The 16,474-nt window shown below is 48.6% G+C and carries 14 protein-coding genes and 2 pseudogenes; 3 read left to right on the top strand and 13 right to left on the bottom strand.

All coding sequences use genetic code 11. The features are described from left to right. The first annotated feature begins 76 nt into the window (after positions 1-76). Positions 77-352: a hypothetical protein gene (locus ACFO8Q_RS12725; protein WP_380026175.1), complete on the top strand. Its 276-nt coding sequence runs from the start codon at positions 77-79 to the stop codon at positions 350-352. A 287-nt stretch (positions 353-639) separates the two neighbouring features. Here the strand turns inward: ACFO8Q_RS12725 and ACFO8Q_RS12720 are convergent, their stop codons facing one another. The 11 genes and pseudogenes from ACFO8Q_RS12720 to hppD form a co-directional block, all read right to left on the bottom strand. Continuing rightward, a complete protein-coding gene (locus tag ACFO8Q_RS12720) occupies positions 640-1,224 on the bottom strand; it encodes a Uma2 family endonuclease (protein ID WP_380026174.1) in 585 nt (194 codons plus the stop codon). 37 nt (positions 1,225-1,261) lie between these two features. Next, positions 1,262-2,080, bottom strand: a complete 819-nt coding sequence (locus ACFO8Q_RS12715) for an NYN domain-containing protein (protein WP_380026173.1) — start codon at positions 2,078-2,080, stop codon at positions 1,262-1,264. 41 nt (positions 2,081-2,121) lie between these two features. Beyond that, positions 2,122-3,324 (bottom strand): HEAT repeat domain-containing protein, encoded by a 1,203-nt coding sequence (locus ACFO8Q_RS12710; RefSeq protein ID WP_380026172.1) that lies wholly within the window; start codon positions 3,322-3,324, stop codon positions 2,122-2,124. Between the two features lie 104 nt (positions 3,325-3,428). Continuing rightward, on the bottom strand, positions 3,429-4,562 hold the full coding sequence (locus tag ACFO8Q_RS12705) for a plasmid pRiA4b ORF-3 family protein (RefSeq protein WP_380026171.1): 1,134 nt from the start codon (positions 4,560-4,562) through the stop codon (positions 3,429-3,431). Between the two features lie 214 nt (positions 4,563-4,776). Further along, positions 4,777-5,467: pseudogene (locus tag ACFO8Q_RS12700) on the bottom strand (amino acid permease); the annotation flags it as partial. After that, positions 5,464-7,575, bottom strand: a complete 2,112-nt coding sequence (locus ACFO8Q_RS12695) for an aromatic amino acid hydroxylase (RefSeq protein WP_380026170.1) — start codon at positions 7,573-7,575, stop codon at positions 5,464-5,466. The pseudogene ACFO8Q_RS12700 and the gene ACFO8Q_RS12695, both read right to left, overlap by 4 nt. Continuing rightward, positions 7,572-8,693, bottom strand: coding sequence for a histidinol-phosphate transaminase (hisC, locus tag ACFO8Q_RS12690; RefSeq protein WP_380026169.1), 1,122 nt, complete (start codon positions 8,691-8,693; stop codon positions 7,572-7,574). The genes ACFO8Q_RS12695 and hisC overlap by 4 nt, the downstream gene beginning before the upstream one ends. Positions 8,694-8,704: 11 nt before the next feature. Beyond that, the gene (locus tag ACFO8Q_RS12685) at positions 8,705-9,862 is read right to left on the bottom strand and encodes a homogentisate 1,2-dioxygenase (protein WP_380026168.1); all 1,158 of its coding nucleotides are present in this window, start codon (positions 9,860-9,862) and stop codon (positions 8,705-8,707) included. Positions 9,863-9,896: 34 nt separating this feature from the next. Continuing rightward, entirely contained in the window at positions 9,897-11,174 is a 1,278-nt protein-coding gene (gene fahA / locus ACFO8Q_RS12680) for a fumarylacetoacetase (RefSeq protein WP_380026167.1), read from the bottom strand. 17 nt (positions 11,175-11,191) lie between these two features. Further along, entirely contained in the window at positions 11,192-12,133 is a 942-nt protein-coding gene (locus tag ACFO8Q_RS12675) for a hypothetical protein (protein ID WP_380026165.1), read from the bottom strand. Between the two features lie 13 nt (positions 12,134-12,146). Next, a pseudogene (gene hppD / locus ACFO8Q_RS12670) lies at positions 12,147-13,099 on the bottom strand (4-hydroxyphenylpyruvate dioxygenase). Between the two features lie 297 nt (positions 13,100-13,396). Between hppD and ACFO8Q_RS12665 the strand changes: the two are divergent. Together ACFO8Q_RS12665 and ACFO8Q_RS12660 are read left to right on the top strand one after the other, a co-directional pair. Next, positions 13,397-13,621, top strand: coding sequence for a DUF1450 domain-containing protein (locus ACFO8Q_RS12665; protein ID WP_380026163.1), 225 nt, complete (start codon positions 13,397-13,399; stop codon positions 13,619-13,621). A gap of 109 nt (positions 13,622-13,730) precedes the next feature. Then, positions 13,731-13,823 carry a putative holin-like toxin gene (locus ACFO8Q_RS12660; protein WP_380026161.1) on the top strand — a complete coding sequence of 31 codons (93 nt, stop codon included), beginning with the start codon at positions 13,731-13,733 and terminating at the stop codon, positions 13,821-13,823. A 222-nt stretch (positions 13,824-14,045) separates the two neighbouring features. Here ACFO8Q_RS12660 and ACFO8Q_RS12655 read toward each other — a convergent pair whose 3' ends face one another. Together ACFO8Q_RS12655 and ACFO8Q_RS12650 are read right to left on the bottom strand one after the other, a co-directional pair. Beyond that, positions 14,046-14,474: a hypothetical protein gene (locus ACFO8Q_RS12655; RefSeq protein ID WP_380026159.1), complete on the bottom strand. Its 429-nt coding sequence runs from the start codon at positions 14,472-14,474 to the stop codon at positions 14,046-14,048. 96 nt (positions 14,475-14,570) lie between these two features. Then, entirely contained in the window at positions 14,571-16,328 is a 1,758-nt protein-coding gene (locus ACFO8Q_RS12650; protein ID WP_380026157.1) for a peptidoglycan D,D-transpeptidase FtsI family protein, read from the bottom strand. Positions 16,329-16,474 lie beyond the last annotated feature (146 nt).

Raw genomic sequence — 16,474 nt, 5'->3', positions numbered from 1 at the left:
TTTTACCAGTTTTCTGCTCAGGTGTATTTTTATTTTTTAGACAAATTCAAGGCTTTTTGAACAGACTCTACTAGTAATGAAATGGGATGAAATTCGTGATCTTTATCCGGATCAGTATGTGAAACTTGAAATTTTGGCATCACATATTGAGGGAAATATGAAAGTCGTGGACGAAGTTGCGCTGATTCGTTCAATCGAAGACCCGAGGGAAGCAACTCGGGAGCTATTGAAATCTAAGGATGACACGATTGTGTACCATACATCCTACATACAAAAGACCCCTAACCCGCAAATCACAATTGAATTGCGAGCCCTTCGAGGTTTGAGGGGAGTCGTTCAGAATGGACATTAAGATGTAGGCGCACTTCATGAACAATGGAATATCAACGGTCTAATCGGTCTCTACCTGCTTAAAACGGCAAACATGATCATTGATTTGAAACAAATGAAAATGCATGCGCAACAATAGCAGCGTGTCAACGGGTAAATCACCTGCCATTTTGTATGTCGGTAATGTCTGTTTGGGTTCGTTCGCGGTTTAATTTTTCCTGTTATCGCCCACCTGTTGACTTTAATTGGTTGATCCTGCACGTAGTTTACGGTTGATAGCTTAGACGGTCAGCAACCGTCCCTCCTCGTTTATCCTTCCTTGAAAATAAGTTTTAAATCAATCGTCAAATCCTCAAAAATGCCAACCTTTAGTTGATCCTCTTTGGAGTATGTTTCGCTGTCATGAAATTTGCCATCTTCTTTTAACATAAACACTTCAACCGTTTCGTTTAATGGATCCACAATCCAATATTCTTTAACCTTTGCCTGTTGATAGAGTTTTCGTTTTTCGTTCTTGTCCTTTTTGGCGGTTGCAGGAGATAAGACCTCAACAATCAAGTCTGGACTTCCCTTACAGCCTTTATCGTCAATTTTCGATTTTTCACATACTACAGTAATATCAGGCTGAACCACATTATAAACATTTTCATCATTGTCGTTTTCTGCAAAAAGCCTCACATCGAATGGGGCAACAAAGACACGACAAGATTTGTCTCTAAGGTAAACTCTAAATTCCGTAAACAATTCACCTAACACATCTTGATGTTTAGTGGAAGGGGCTGGTGTCATATTGTATGGCATTCCATTAATTAATTCCCATCGTTCATCATCAGACCATGTTAGATAGTCCTTGTAGGTGTATTTACGTGCATGTCTTTCTATTGGAAAACTCATGACTTGTTCCTCCTTTCGGAGAACTACTACACTCATTCTAACTCGTCTGTCTGTCACCGAGCAACTTTCCCCCCAATACGCGCTGCACTACTTTATGATCCCGATTCAGTCTGCAGGCACGGGTAGGATGTTTTGGATCCTTTGGGTTCGGAACCCTGTATACGGAAAGGATTTCAAAATCGATGCAATCGGTTAAAGCCTCACTAATATCCGTCGCCCTATGTGGGTAATGATCGCACAAACGATTTCTTAAGAGATTCAATCCAATAAAATCTTTGTCCCCGGTTTTCTCAAGACGATCAACATGTTCAATAATGATTTGAACGTACTCATTTGAAAGCAGCGACTGAGCCTTCAGTTCCTTTTCCGTTTCCGTTACTTTTCTCATAATATTTGAATATTGATCCAACAAAACGAATTCATTCATCGTATCGATAATAAATTGGCTGGTATGATTTTCGAATCCCATCAGTCTTAAATTTTTGCCTTGCTTTTGCAATCTTTTGATTACATGTCTGAGATCTCCGTCCCCGGAGACAAACATAAAATCCGTGATATGGGGATAGTTATACATCGTTTCCAAAATATCCAGACTCAGCTCAATATCTGTCGAACCTTTCAAATATTCGGTGGCTGTTTTCGTTACAACGTGCCTTGGCTCGATTCCCAGGTTGACCAATTTGCTCATTAATCCCGCTGTGCCTTTATCAAAATCTCCATAGGCTTGAATCCCCACCAAACGCGAACCGTTTGAGGTCGCCACTTCGCGGATTACCTGAACAAACTCGTCATAATTCAGGACAGAACCAAACTCTTGTTTCACTGTTTTTTCAATGTTTTCCCAATCAATAAACACGCAAACAAACATCCATATCGATCCTTTTTTATTAAAATAGATCAACCCAAACAGCACTTCTTGTATTTCTTCCCACTCCCGCAAGGGCATGGGTCGTTACGCCCTATCTTGTTTGGATTGACGTAAGGTGTACTGGCAGGTAGGCCCAATCGGTTTGTACGCTCCAAAAGACCTGAGGGTCCGCTGTCCTCACGTTTCTCTCTGGCTTCCCGGTCCTCTCTTTTCCTTTTGTATTCGTCCAATTCGGGTATAACCACCCCGTTAGCCAAGCAGTTCACATACAGGGATTGTTCCAGGTCGAGCACCCATTCCTCATACCCATGATGAACCATCTCCTGCACAAGTGGAATCCGCTCTTTTGAGAATAGTTTGCAGAATCCATCCGCCAACAACGTGGCAATGTCCTCTTCTTCAGCTTGCGGGTAAAGCCTTGCCAGTGCTTGTTCGGTTTCCGGCAGTTTGATCCTGCCCAATAAATGGGCGGCAGACAGGCGGAATTCCCAGTCCCCTTCGAAAAATCGTTCTTCCATCAGTTCCACAGACTTCTTGCTTTGTATCCGACTCAAGGCGTCAATTGCAGCCTCAGATAAGAACTCATCCGCCAAGAATCCAACCAACCGGGGAACGGCACTCTCCAAACGAAGCTTGCCGGCCAGTTGTGCGAAGAAATGCTGTTCATAACCCCAGTGCGTTTCCGGGTACTCCTTGTTCAGTTCGGCTAGGACTCTGTCAGCATCAACATCTGCTCTCTTTGCCAATTCCTCTACAATCAAATCTCCATATGCACTGTCAAAGTCCGTTATGTACTTCTCAAACCCACTGTCAATCACTTCATGCAGTTTATCCCAAAGAACGGAAGTGTCTGTCTGTGACAGCTCATATCGTTGTTGGATTGTCTTTTGACATTCTTTCAGGATAGCTGGCGGTTGATCCTTGTAACCCTCCAACAATGACAGGTCACTATGGGAAACGGCAACCGAGAAATGGGCAAATTGATTCGGATATTTGAATACATCATGCTCCCTCATCCATTTGAATATGAAGTTCAACGTTTCCGGAGTTTGGGGGAAATGTTTGATGTAATGCAGATACAACCCTTCAGGGTCGGATTGGAATCTCCGCAAAAAAAGGGGCAGGAGTTCCTCGTCATACAGGTAACTATCCGCAAAATATTGCAATGCATCATTTACAACATCTTTGTCTTCATGCAGAAGAAGCGGTTTCACTTCATTGAAAGTCAACATTCTGAATAAATCCCCTTCGTCATTCAATGTATATAAGCTCCATTATACACGAACCAAGCTGAAAAAAAGGCCCTCACCAGAAAAAGCAGCCAGTGTTCGTGGATTCACTCAATCCATGCCGCCCCATAAAAAATATCCGTAAGGTTTTCATGAAAGCCCCATCCCAAGTCGGATGTATCTCTGAGGACAGCCGCCAACCGGTCTTCATACTCATCAAACAACTCCCGGTTCTTTTCCTGATTGATCATATCAATTATCGAAGCAAACATGCTCTCCATACTGCTATAAAATCGGCTGTCAATATCCCCGAACGTATTTGTGAACAGAACCCCCTGTTCTACATACAGCAGCTTTAATTCAAGAGTCCGCCTTTTGTCTCCGGTAATCATCTCAAATTCCTGGATCGCTTTCTTCGCTTCCGCCAGTTTCAGTTTTCCAAAGCCTCTTTCCGGGAAGAACTGATCTTCCACTTTCTTTGCACAGGCTGCAAATAGATCCTCAACCGCTTGCTCGCCAAGGAATCTGGTGCTTAGAAATTGCTCGGCTTGTTTGTTGACCTTGAAGCAACCCGCCAGGAGCTCGATTAATTCTTCTTTGGACAGGGCTTGCAGTTCCTTTCTGAGTTTGGCAACGGTCAGTTTGACCGGCTTCCTGGAAGATTCCCGGGTCTTCTCTTGCTTGGGAGCCAGTTTTTTTGCTTTCTTTTCAAGAAGCGAATTCACTTCCTCCGGGCTGAAATGTTGGGGGTCAAACCCCGGTGTCAACCAGGAAACAATGTCTCGCCAATCAGGGTGACGGGGATCTCTCAAGACTTCCAGGATATGTTGGTACCCTGGGACTCCCCCGCTGTCTTCAGGCGGACAATTTCGTTCCCCTTCCAAACAAACGGGATGCATTTGCCCGTCCTCTTCAGGAAGGATCTTCTCAAGAACGAGCTCATGAACCCAGCCGTCCCCAAAATCATAAAGATATTCCGCTTTTTGCCCTTCCAGATGCAAATGCTTGTCCAGTCTCTCTTGTTTTGCGTTAAGTTCTTGTCTGGAACGGGGATAGTGCGGGTCAGGAATCGAAATGGATTTCCCCCCAACGCTAAATTGATAGAGATGATAATCTTCCCAACCCATAACGATCTGCAGGGTAGCATGGAGTTGGTCAAAAGTCACCGAACCATCCACCTGGAATCTTCTCCAGATGGACGGTGTGATGTCTTTTATGGATGCATGAAATTGATAAATCATTACCTTTACTCTCCCTTGTCGAAGAAACATTAGAATCTGTTGTCTATAATAGTAGTGTACCATAGCGTTTGACCGATTCCATCACTTGATTTTAGCCAGTCTGCCTACTGCAAATTCGTCCTCTATAATGGACATTTTGCAAATTTGTTTTTCAAAAGTCGGAAAGAAAAAGAAAATAGACCGCCTGAGCTGATAACTCCGCGATCTATTCCCGAATCCCAAAGCACACCACGATGAATGCAAATAAAGTTCCGATATTGACCAGATCGGCCAGTTTGTTCAGGGTAATCAATCCGGCAAAACAGGCCACCAGCGTGCCGGTTACCCAGGTATTCAATACCGGGGTTCTGGTTTGGAGATTGACCCGGGATAACGCTTTCGGCAGCAATCCGTCGCGGCTGATCGAGTACAACAGGCGAGTCAGCGCATAGATCATTACGAGCAAAACGGTTGTAAGCCCAATAATGACTCCCAGCGAAATGAATCCGGCCACCCAATCTTGGTCGATGTATTGAAGGGCAAACGCGACAAGATTTTTCACATTTAACTGCCCATAAGGAACAATCCCTGTAAGAATGGCACTGACCACGAAATACACTGGCAGTAGCCTGACCATCCGCTGGCAACCGCTGATGAAGTACTGCAGGCACTGCAGAAGCAAATTCCGACTAGCACAGAGCGGCAAACACACAGGCAAGTCCGGCTAGCACAAAGGATAACACAAGAGCCGGGCCGGCGTGCTCGGCGGCAGCAATCCCGGTTAAAACAAAAATTCCGGTTCCGATGATGGCACCAATCCCCAGCATTGTCAGATCAAATGCTCCCAGCTCTCTTTTCAAAGAAGAACCTCTGCTGTCATCTTTAGCAAGCAGGCCAGAAATTGATTTTTTTCGAAAGAGATTCATGGTGTCCTCCCTTTCACGGACTGGCTATAGGAGGCGTCGAATTGTTCGGCCAGGTTGAAATCCAGTTCCGTCAGACCGCCGGCGTTCCAACTCGACATTTTCAGGGTGACCACTTTGTAATCAATGCTGATGAATGGATGGTGGTCGGCCGCTTCAGCCAGTTCGGCCACCTTGTTAACAAATGCCATTGCATCAAGAAAACCAGGGAATTTGTATTTGCGTTGAATCCACTTTTCATCAAGACGCTGCCAGTTCGGTATGCGAGGAAGATTTGCTGCGTTCTCCTCTTCGGTCAGTTTCATGCGCTTTCGCTCCTTCCACCGTTCTTGTCTCAAAAGTGCCAAACCGTTTGCAATTAACGGCTGCAAATCCGCATTTTTGTTCATTGCTTCCTGGAGTTGCTCGCCTAAACGTGCTTGTAATTCCGGTAAAATCGATTGTTCCGTCATAATTTCCAGTATTTCAAGGCGGAGCAGCCAGTCATCGGGGAAATCAGTTTCCAGCTGGGAATCGACCGAAACCAGAATCTCTTCAACATCTGGCATCGACAAACCGCTATCCGGAAGGTTTCCTTCCAAACTGGTTCGGAGATCACGAATTTCTTTGTACAGAGCGTTCCGTTTTTGTTCCTTCACATCCAGTTGCAATTTCTTTGTTTTCAATTTGGACGGCTGATGGGTTCCCGATTGGAAACGCTCTTTATCGGCGGCTCCCGGGTAAGCGGATACAATGGATGCCCCGACTGCCATGTCATACAGCCCCCATTCCGCTTGACAAAGCGTCTTGTCACGGTACGTTACGGTGCATTTGTCTAAGGAAATCAGCAGAATCTTTCCGTTTTCTCGAACGACCGACCGAACGATTCCCCGTACCTCAATTCCGGAAGCGAAGTGCAAATCTGCATGGCTTCCAATTTGAATTCCTATGTCAGCAAGCTGAGAGTCGCTTAATTCTTCCAGTGGAGCTTCCATGTCTGCCAGACGTCCGATCGGTGATCCGAACCCTTCGTTGTGATATTCTTTTCCGTGACCTGCCAATTCTCGGTTATTCAATGCCAGTGCAGTAGGCCCTGCCGTCTTCAGATAGATCGCTTCTCCGTTGCCGTCGTATACAAGTTCACTGAATGTACCGCTCACCTGGAGGCCGGAACTGTACACAACAGTTGCCGTGTTGCAGGATTCGACCGCTTTTTTCAAAGCATAGGTTCCACCGATCCGAAAAGCCAGCTGCTTCTCCAACTGATGGACCGCTTCGATTAATTGGTCAAAATCACGGCAAACAAACAACTGCGGCTGTGGTTTTGTGATATCGTAGCTCGTTTGGATGCAAGTCTCCAAGTCAAACGGGATCTTCTTGACATCCTCCTGCATGCAGCTGATGCTTTCGCCGACTGAGGAGAGCAATCCTGCACCGTAAATGGCCGGATTCTTCACATCTCCGATCAGCCCGTATTCGACTGTCCACCAGTATAAACGGGACACCATGGCGGCTTCCGAAGTTTCTGTGACCGCTTTCACCGCCCGCTCCAGTTCCGTTTCCGCCGTCTCGATTTGGTCGGCAGTTGCCGTTGGGTCTTCTTTCACGATTGATAAAAGACGTATGGCTTCGTACACCTCGTGATCGGCTTTTGAAGAAAACGCTTTGGCTCCCACTTCCCCAATCAGCTGCAGGTAAGAACGGTACTTTTGATCTAAAATGATCGGGGCGTGCCCGGCTGCTTCGTGGATAATATCGGGGGCCGGGGTATACGCAACATGATCAAGCGTTCGAATATCGGCCGCAATCGCCAAAATCCGGTGTGCTTGAAAATCCATAAACGCTTCGGGCGGAATAAATCCGTCAACAGTCACGGCCGACCAACCGATGCGGGACAAACATTGGCTCATGTACTGGATGTTCGGGATGGAATCGATCCCAATCCCTGACTCCCGCAATCCGTTCAGGTAGGCGTGATGAGCCCTCTGTCCCAGGTAATGCTTGTTTTGCCGCATCACGAACCGCCAAACCGCCTGGTTGACTGCCGTATAATTTTCATAGTGCTGTTCAACTACAAATTGTCTGAGATGAGCAGGTACAATTGAAATTTCCTGTTCCATTTGAACACTCATTGTGGAACCTCCCGAAATATTGGATTGTGCTGCTGCAAAGCCCTAATGAATTCCTCATTCTCTTCTTCCCTGCCAATGGATACACGGATCGTTTCGGGGTATCCGAGTGTGCCCCCCGAGCGAACGATGACTCCTTGCTGCAAAAGCGATTGAAAGATTTCATTTCCTGAGCGGTTCAGTTTCACCATGAGGAAATTGGCATGGGAGGGGAAACAGGACCATCCCATTGTTGCAAGCCCATTTTCCAGGTAGATCCGACCCTCCTGATTTTTACGCACGCAGAATTCCACATAGGAGGAATCGTCCAGAGAAGCTATGGCAGCCGCCTGAGCCAGCCGATTGGTATTAAAGGGTTCCTTCACCTTAATCAGTTCCTGGATGATGGAAGGATGCATCAACCCATACCCGATCCGCAATGCAGCCAATCCATAGATTTTGGAGAATGTGCGAAGAATTACCAGATTCGGATATTTGCCAAGCAGAGGAAGGGTCTCCAGATAGGCTTCACCGGTTGCGTACTCATAGTAAGCCTCATCCATGATCAGCAAAATGTTCGGCGGTACATTTTCGATGAATAACTGCAATTTGCTTTTGTCAACGACAGTTCCAGTCGGGTTATTTGGATTGCACACAAAAATCATCCGCGTCTTTTCCGTAATCGCCTGATACATCCCGTCGAGATCATGAACACCGTCAATCAGGGGAACTTTCACCGGTGTACCGCCCTCGATCAATACGTTCGTTTCATACCGAGGAAAAGTCACATCCGCCATAACAGCTTCATCGCCGGGGCGGATATAGCTCCGTGTCAACAAACGGATGAGCTCATCTGAACCGTTGCCCACTATTATGTTCTCTTTGTCTATGTGGAAGCGGTTGGCCAATTTTTCCGCCAGTGCAGGTGCCATTCCCTCAGGATACAAAGCGATTTGTTCCATTTCGCGAATCATGGCGTCTTTGGCCAATGGAGAGCAGCCGAAAGGGTTTTCATTGGATGCTAACTTGATAATTGTGTGAAGCCCCAATTCGCGTTGCACTTCTTCGATCGGCTTCCCGGCAATATACACGCTGAGATTGTCCAATTCTTTTCGAGCAGGGATCTTGTCTCCGATTCGCATGAAACATCCTCCTATTTATGAAGCCAACTGTATACATATTGGGGATCCTCTAGAGCATGGGCCTGGTTGACCACCCGCAAAGGCCTGAAGGTATCAATCATGACTGCTAATTCGATCGTTTCTTTTTTCCCGATACTCGCTTCAATTGTGCCTGGATGAGGTCCATGCGGAATTCCTGAGGGATGCAGGGTGATCGAACCTTCCCCGACTCCTTTGCGGCTCATGAAATTGCCCTGGACATAATACAGAACTTCATCGCTGTCGACATTGCTGTGGAAATAAGGGGTTGGAACTGCCTCCGGATGATAATCATACAGCCTCGGAACAAAAGAACATACGACAAAATTGTTCCCTTCAAATGTTTGGTGGATCGGCGGCGGCATGTGGATGCGCCCCGTGATTGGCTCAAAATCTTCGATATTAAAGATCCACGGGTACAAGAACCCATCCCATCCCACAACATCCAGAGGATGATGGCTCAAGATATGGGAATGCATCCATCCCCTTGATTTGGTTCTGATTTCAAACTCGCCGGTTTCCGAATACGTATCCAGCGTTTCAGGTCCTCGAATGTCCCTTTCACAAAAAGGGCTGTGTTCCAGAATCTGTCCATGCGCATTCCGGTAACGCTTTGGCGTGGTGATCCAACTGTTCGTTTCCACAACTAAAAACTTCGAATCTCCCTCATCCGGCAAAATCCGATAGATTGTACCAATCGGAATGACGATGTAATCCCCGGGCCGGTAGGTCAAGGTTCCAAACATCGTTTCAACCTTCCCTGTCCCCGTATGCACAAACAACAGTTCATCCCCGTCTCCGTTTCGGTAGAAATAGTCCATGGGTTCTGTAGGATTGGCAACCGCGATCAACAGATCTTCGTTCCCCAGCACATACTGTCTGCCTGCGACAGCATCCCCTTGTTCCTTGTACATGTTGGTCAGAAAGTGACGATGACGAAGGGCCTCCTGTTCTTCAAATTCGATTGTGCAGTTTGAATGGAGTTCCGCTTTGAGTACTTCGGTTGGAGGATAATGATGATAGAGAATCGATTGAATGCCGGAAAAACCTTTGGTTCCCATGACTTGCTCACGATAAAGGGATCCGTCCTCTTTTCGAAAAATGGTATGTCTCTTTCTGGGAATCTGCCCCATTTGGCGATAAAACGGCATATTTCGAAGGCCTCCTCATTTTAGAATCCGCACGTCACTTCACAGCGCCTGATGGCTGTGCCGGCAGCACACGCCCCGTCACTTCTCCGAATCCGATCCGGTAGCCCTCGCCCTGGCACCATCCGGTCATGGTCACCCGATCCCCGTCCTCCAGCCATACCCGCTCTTCTTCGTTGTCGAGACGAATCGGTTCGGTTCCGCGCCAAGTGAGCTCCAGCAGGCAGCCCCGTGAATCCTTGTCCGGCCCGCTGATCGTTCCCGACGCCATCAGGTCGCCAGGACGAAGGTTGCAGCCCCCAATGCTGTGGTGGGCAATTTGCTGGGCCATACTCCAGTAGAGATGGCGGACGTTGCTTGCGCAGATGATCTGTGGCTTCACCATCCTATCGCTCTCTAGGTATACCTCCAGATGAATATCAAACGCTCCTTTTCCGGGCTGTTTCAGGTAAGGCAGCGGCTCCGGATCCTGCGCTGGGCCCGTGACCCGGAAAGGCTCCAATGCATCAAGCGGCACCACCCAGGGCGAGATTGAGGTAGCGAAGTTCTTGGCAAGGAACGGGCCGAGCGGCTGGTACTCCCAAGCCTGGATATCCCGGGCGCTCCAATCGTTGACCAGCACAAGCCCGAAGATCTGCTCCTCAGCGTGCTCAATCTGGACCGGTTGCCCCAATTCGTTGCCGGGGCCGATAAACCAGCCCAACTCCAGCTCGAAGTCAAGTTGACGGCAGGGCCCGAACATGGGCGCAGCGGCATCGGGCGGCTTCATCTGGCCGAGCGGGCGGCGTACATCTGTCCCACTCACCACCACGGAACTGGCCCGTCCGTGATAGCCGACTGGCAGGTGAACCCAGTTTGGCATTAGGGCATTCTCTTTGCCGCGGAACATGATTCCCACATTCGTCGCGTGGTCTTTTGAGGCATAGAAATCGGTGTAGTCTCCGATCTGGGCCGGAAGCAGCAACTCCACGTCGCTTTGCGGCAGAAGCGCCGCGTCCCGAAGGGCAGTGTTGTCCCGCAGGGTCGGCGCGTCGGCGCTTAGCAAGCGCCGGACCTGCTCCCGGGCGGCTCGCCAGGCTGGTCGCCCCAAGGCCATGAACTCGTTGAGTGAATGCTTACCGAAGACCCCCGTACCTGCTAGAGCGGTCGCGTTGAAATGCCCTGCATCCTCGAGCACCGACAGGTCCAGTACGTAATCCCCGATGGCGACGCCGATGCGGGCTGGGCCGCCAGACCGCGGGCGGAATACGCCGTAAGGGAGGTTCTGAATTGGGAAATGGGAATCAGGTCTCACTTCGATAAATGAACGTTCCATCTCAAATCCTCCTCCGCTTATAGAATCCTGAGCCCCCGCAAGTCATCTCGCGGCTCGTCGAAGCTGCAGCTGCCGTAGGAACGAAGTGCCGTGGAACGCAGCCGCGCAATCTCGGGAACTGAAATCGTCAGGTCGCGCCATGCCAGTCCCTCTGCCGTAAAGGAGAAGCTGTCCGGTGACTCGTCGGCGAGGATCTCCGCCGTCACTGCAGCGTCCAGGTTATGGACATGGGCCAGCATCCCTGCGGTAAAGACGTTGAGAAAGCCGTGCATCCGCGTCCCCACCTCATCCCGGTACATCCGGATGGGATGGTGGAGTCCGGCGGTAAACTTCAGCTCGATCCTACGATCTCGGCAGCCAACGATTACCGCAGCCGCCTGGGCGGGTGTAGGAAACGCTTCAGCGGTAACACCGCCGGTGCGGAACTTGACGCCGAGCACCGCTTCCCCTGCGGAGTTGTGGGCAGCGATGACGTCGAGAGCGGTCAGCATGTTTTGCTCCCAGGAATCCTCGAACGGCACCGTTACTTCACAAAAAGTTTGCAGACCAAGCCCGCCCGTCTCCGTTGCGATCGTCTCCAGGAGCCCGCGCTCTGGTGGAGCAGGCGGCAATGGCAATTCGAACACCTTCACCTCTACATCCTCTCCGTGCCGATTGCAAAAGACTGCAACTTGCTCAAGGTCGGCACGAAGCCCTTCCCTGCAGGCCGAAGCGTTCTCGCTCTTACGTCCCAAAACCGCACACGCCAGTGGCGACTCAGCCGAAAATATCGGTGCATACCGGTCGAGTTCGGCCAACCGCGACGCCGGCATAATAAAGCGTCCCAGCATCCAGGCATCTGTGCTGCCCCGGTAGGCAGCGAAGTTGTGTATCGCCGCCTCCAGCGGCAGGCTTGCAGGTGGGAACAGACCGGCGTAATCGATCAGCTGCTCCAGGAACGAGCGTAAACTGGGTTGCATCGTATCACCCTTTCTACAGGTTTCCTCTCCGGGCTTGCTCTCTTTCGATTGATTCAAACAACGCTTTGAAATTTCCTTCTCCGAATCCTCTCGAGCCTTTGCGCTGGATAATTTCAAAGAATAAGGTCGGCCGGTCGACAATCGGCTTGGTAAAGATTTGCAGCAGATACCCTTCGTCATCCCGGTCCACCAGGATTTTCAGGTCACGCAGCTTTTGAATATCCTCATCAATCTTGCCTACACGTTCACTCAAAACTTCATAATAGGTATCCGGGGTATCGAGGAACTCGATTCCATTCGCGCGAAGAGCTTTTACCGTAGCAATTATATCGTCAGTTAATAGAGCTATATGCTGGACCCCCGCACCATTGTAATAATCAAGATACTCCTGGATTTGGGACTTGCGCTTGCCTTCAGCCGGCTCGTTAATGGGAAATTTGATTCTTCCGCCGTTGTGCATGACTTTTGACATGAGTGCGGAGTATTCCGTGCTGATATCTTCATCGTCAAAATGAATCATTTGCTGGAACCCCATAACCTTTTCATAATAAGACACCCATTCTTCCATTTGCTCCACATTTCCTACCACATGGTCGACTCCGATCAACCCGGTTTCTTCAAATGGAATTTCGAATTCGACAGCTTTGTAACCCGGAATGAACAAACCTATGTAGCCTTTTCTCTCAATAAGCGTATGAACGGTATCTCCGTATGTTCCGATAATCGCTTTTTTCACTGTTCCCTGTTCATCGGTGTATTCCTGGGGTTCCAGGATCGCAATGGCCCCGCGGGAAACCGCTGCTCCAGTACGTAGGAAACTTTATCACGCTGTCCGGTCTCCAATCCGGCAAAAGCGACAGGCCGGAAACCGAATCCTTTGCATAGAAAATGAGTCGTCTGCTTGGCATTCCCGACATAAAACTCAACGTAGTCCACATCTTCGATCGGGAAAAACTCCTGCCCCAGTACGTTTTTTTCAAGTACAGTATGTTTTTTGCATGAATCATAACCTCCTGTTTTCCAACTAGATTATGAATTTCAAAAATTTCGAAACTACCGCCATTATATAAACCTTTAAAAAATCCAGCAAAAACATACAGTGATGTGAAAATACAGAAATGCACAAACGCTTTATCTCGTTAAAATGGTATTTTTATAAAGCGTTTCTACTTTGCTGCAGATCTTTGCGGGCGGACCACTTTTCAAAATATAATGAATCCATCATTAGGTTTGGACAACTTCCATCCAAACGGAGGAATAAGAATGCAAAACATTATTAAATTTTGCACGTCAAACTATTTGAATGGGTCAGACGATATAAAAGCAAAGGCATTGAAAAATCCAAACCTGCAAGTAATCGAGCAAGACTGCTTGGGAAATTGCGGCCAGTGTTATCTGGAAGCATTTGCTGTAGTGGATGGAAAGGCAGTTACAGTTAGTACGTATGAGGAACTGCTAAGTAAGCTCGATTTGACTTTAATGAAATAGAAGAGGGCAGGAACATGCGTTCTCATTTATTCCAAAATTATGCTATACTTGATCTTGTACAATAGAATATGCTCCTCAAGGGTGGTCCGCTTATCCCCGTAGAGAGGGGGTGAGTCCTGTGACAGTTTATGAGGCGATCTCATTGATGATTGCTTTCGGTTCGTTGGTCGCATTATTGCTGTCAGACAGAAAAAGAAAATAGACCGCCCTTGAGCTGACAACTCGGCGGTCTATTCACCCGTTAAGAGCCGACCCCAAGAGGGGCAGCTATTGTACTTGACTGTAAGTGTTCCCGCACTTACAGTCCCTTTTTTATTATACGAATTCGCATATTCTTTTATACCTGTAGTTTACCATAGCCGCTGCATCCTTTCAATCCGAGCCCGGCTGCTGCGACTGGCCCCTCTGAGGTTTCTTCAATCTTTTATTTCTTCATTTTCGGTTTCTTCTTGCGTTTGGACAGCTTGACCTTAATGGTGGTCTCCGTGGAGGTGTGTCGAGAGATCATGTCCGGGGTTAACTTGCCCTGCGAGGTAAGCATTGAGAAATCAAACGGAGTCTTCAGCTCATCTTTTGCAATCAGCAGTTCGTGAGCCAGAGCTTCTTTGTCCAATACCTCACGGATTGTCGCCTTCTTGGTGAGAACCCCGTACTCCCCGTTCGGCAATTGAAAGACCATTTCCTCTTCTTCCAGTTCTTCGAAGAACTGTTCAATTTCCTCAAACAAGGTTTTATTTTCTTCCTTCCGCTCGTTGGCAATTTCCTTGTTCTGAAAGTAGCGGAGAATCTTTTCTTCGATCTGCAGTTTCCGCTGCGATTGCTTCTCTTCCTGTACCATTGTTTCAGTTGTCACGACGGCATTCACTCCTAAAACAGAAAATGATCGGAGCCTCCACTATACCCCAGAACTGCCGTCGAAACAAGAAACCCAAGTCCTATGGACATGGGTTTAGAACAACTTATCTACGATTTCCTTCGTCACATTTTGTACCAGTTGGCTTCCCAAATCCGATGCGACATCTTCCGCCATAACGACAATTACATACTTCGGTTTGTCAACGGGTGCGTAGCCGGCAAACCAATGATGGTGGAGATTCGCATTGCCCGTTTGGGCAGTTCCTGTTTTCCCCGCGATCGGAACCTTGGCCGATTGCAGGAAATGAGCGGTTCCCTTCGGTGAAGCCACGACTTGCCGCATCAAACGCTGCAATTCTTGAGTGGTAGCTTTCTCGAGGTAGGGTGTTGGCTGTACCTTTTTCTCGAATGATTTGTACAGCATTCCATCATTACTGGTCTGTAACTCTGTTACAAGCCGTGGTTTACCCGCCTGATTCCCGTTAAGTATGGATGCCATCATGTGTGCGGCTTGCAAAGGAGAGACCCTTACATCCTCTTGCCCAATTCCCGTGTTGGCTAATAGTCGGGACGATGTTTCCTTTTTTATAAAAATCCGCCCTGGATCTTCCCCATACAACTGCGGCTTGCCATCAACAGGTTCGGCAGCGGGTTGGCCGAGACCCATTTTCGCTGCATATTCTTCAATCGCGGGGCGCCCCAACTTCATGGCAAGACTTGCAAACACCACGTTACAGGACTGGGCAAATCCTTGTTCCGCTGTAATTCGTCCATGTCCCTGTTCCTTCCAGCAATTCAGCTTCCCGTCGCCAATTTCGATATATCCGGGGCAATCGTAGACATCGCCTGGATGAACCAGCCCTTTTTCAAGTGCGGCCGCCGCAATCACAACCTTGAACACAGACCCGGGAAAATCTGCCTCAACTGCCTTATTGGACGGGTACTCATTGCGCTGAATCGGTGCATTTTGGTCATACTGCGGCCGGCTGGCCATTGCCAGGATGTCTTCCGTTTTGGGATCAAGCACCACGACAGACCCTTTTCGTAAACCGTGCTTGTCCATGGCCGATTCGACCGCTTTTTGCACATCGATATCCAACGTGGTCTTCACAGAGAGGGCCCTATTCTCCTCATCTGTCATCCGAATGCCGAGTCCGTTCACCGGCCGCTTCTCCCCATCGATAAAATAAGAGATCGTCTTGCTTCTTCCCAGGCCGCGGAGATCATCTTGAAATAGAAACTCCAGCCCCATTTTGCCTATCTTTTCATCCGGACGGTATTTCCCTTGGAACATCCCTGCGACCAGTTCCGGGTCTTGGCCGATGAATCCGACCACATGGCGGGCTAGTGAGTTTTCATCGTAACGGATCTTTATTTCCTTCCCGTAAACGCCCGGCAATTCCAGTTTGTTCACGGCATTCGCCTGGTCCTCGCTCAGTTCCACCACCTGGTCTTTCCCGTCTCTCCCTGGCAGCCGAAGCAAGGAAGGACGGTCGATCTTCAACAACCCCTTTTGCACTTCTTCCGGCCTTGCCTGAAGAATCGACGCAAGCTCCTGAACTTTGTTTGGATCCAGTTCACCTTTCTTCCAAAGCGGCATTACGAGGACACCCCGAATCCGCGAACCGGTCAAGGATTGTCCGTTGCGGTCAAGAATATCGCCTCGTCCGGAATCAATCACGAACGTTTCCCGTCGCTGCTCAATCGAAGCGGCAACCAGATTCCGTCCCTGCAGATCGTTTCTCGCCCACACCTGAATGTAAAAAAGCCGTCCCAACAGGGCGACCGCTCCGATCGTGAAGAGAGCAAGGAGTGTCACCAATCGTCTCTGAACCGAAGGCTGCAAGTTCATATCTTCACCCCGTCCACACTGAGATAGTACTCAGTGTAGACGGAAGAAGGAATCTTCAAACACTTGGAAGCAATTTATCTTTTCCCCGCAGATCAATCCGGAAGGTCGTGTTTGTCAGAAGCACACGGTTTCGAGAGCGAATAGTA

The sequence above is a fragment of the Effusibacillus consociatus genome, from assembly GCF_042652925.1.
Taxonomy (GTDB): domain Bacteria; phylum Bacillota; class Bacilli; order Tumebacillales; family Effusibacillaceae; genus Effusibacillus; species Effusibacillus consociatus.
The sequence above is the reverse complement of the archived record's forward strand: the minus strand, read 5'-3'. Positions and strand labels throughout refer to the sequence as shown.

What these genes read in the sequence shown, in the direction of transcription:
- ACFO8Q_RS12725 (WP_380026175.1), top strand. Translation starts at nt 77, where the DNA reads ATGAAATGGGATGAAATTCGTGATCTTTATCCGGATCAGTATGTGAAA.
- ACFO8Q_RS12720 (WP_380026174.1), bottom strand. Translation starts at nt 1,224, where the DNA reads ATGAGTTTTCCAATAGAAAGACATGCACGTAAATACACCTACAAGGAC.
- ACFO8Q_RS12710 (WP_380026172.1), bottom strand. Translation starts at nt 3,324, where the DNA reads ATGTTGACTTTCAATGAAGTGAAACCGCTTCTTCTGCATGAAGACAAA.
- ACFO8Q_RS12705 (WP_380026171.1), bottom strand. Translation starts at nt 4,562, where the DNA reads ATGATTTATCAATTTCATGCATCCATAAAAGACATCACACCGTCCATC.
- ACFO8Q_RS12695 (WP_380026170.1), bottom strand. Translation starts at nt 7,575, where the DNA reads ATGAGTGTTCAAATGGAACAGGAAATTTCAATTGTACCTGCTCATCTC.
- hisC (WP_380026169.1), bottom strand. Translation starts at nt 8,693, where the DNA reads ATGCGAATCGGAGACAAGATCCCTGCTCGAAAAGAATTGGACAATCTC.
- ACFO8Q_RS12685 (WP_380026168.1), bottom strand. Translation starts at nt 9,862, where the DNA reads ATGCCGTTTTATCGCCAAATGGGGCAGATTCCCAGAAAGAGACATACC.
- fahA (WP_380026167.1), bottom strand. Translation starts at nt 11,174, where the DNA reads ATGGAACGTTCATTTATCGAAGTGAGACCTGATTCCCATTTCCCAATT.
- ACFO8Q_RS12675 (WP_380026165.1), bottom strand. Translation starts at nt 12,133, where the DNA reads ATGCAACCCAGTTTACGCTCGTTCCTGGAGCAGCTGATCGATTACGCC.
- ACFO8Q_RS12665 (WP_380026163.1), top strand. Translation starts at nt 13,397, where the DNA reads ATGCAAAACATTATTAAATTTTGCACGTCAAACTATTTGAATGGGTCA.
- ACFO8Q_RS12650 (WP_380026157.1), bottom strand. Translation starts at nt 16,328, where the DNA reads ATGAACTTGCAGCCTTCGGTTCAGAGACGATTGGTGACACTCCTTGCT.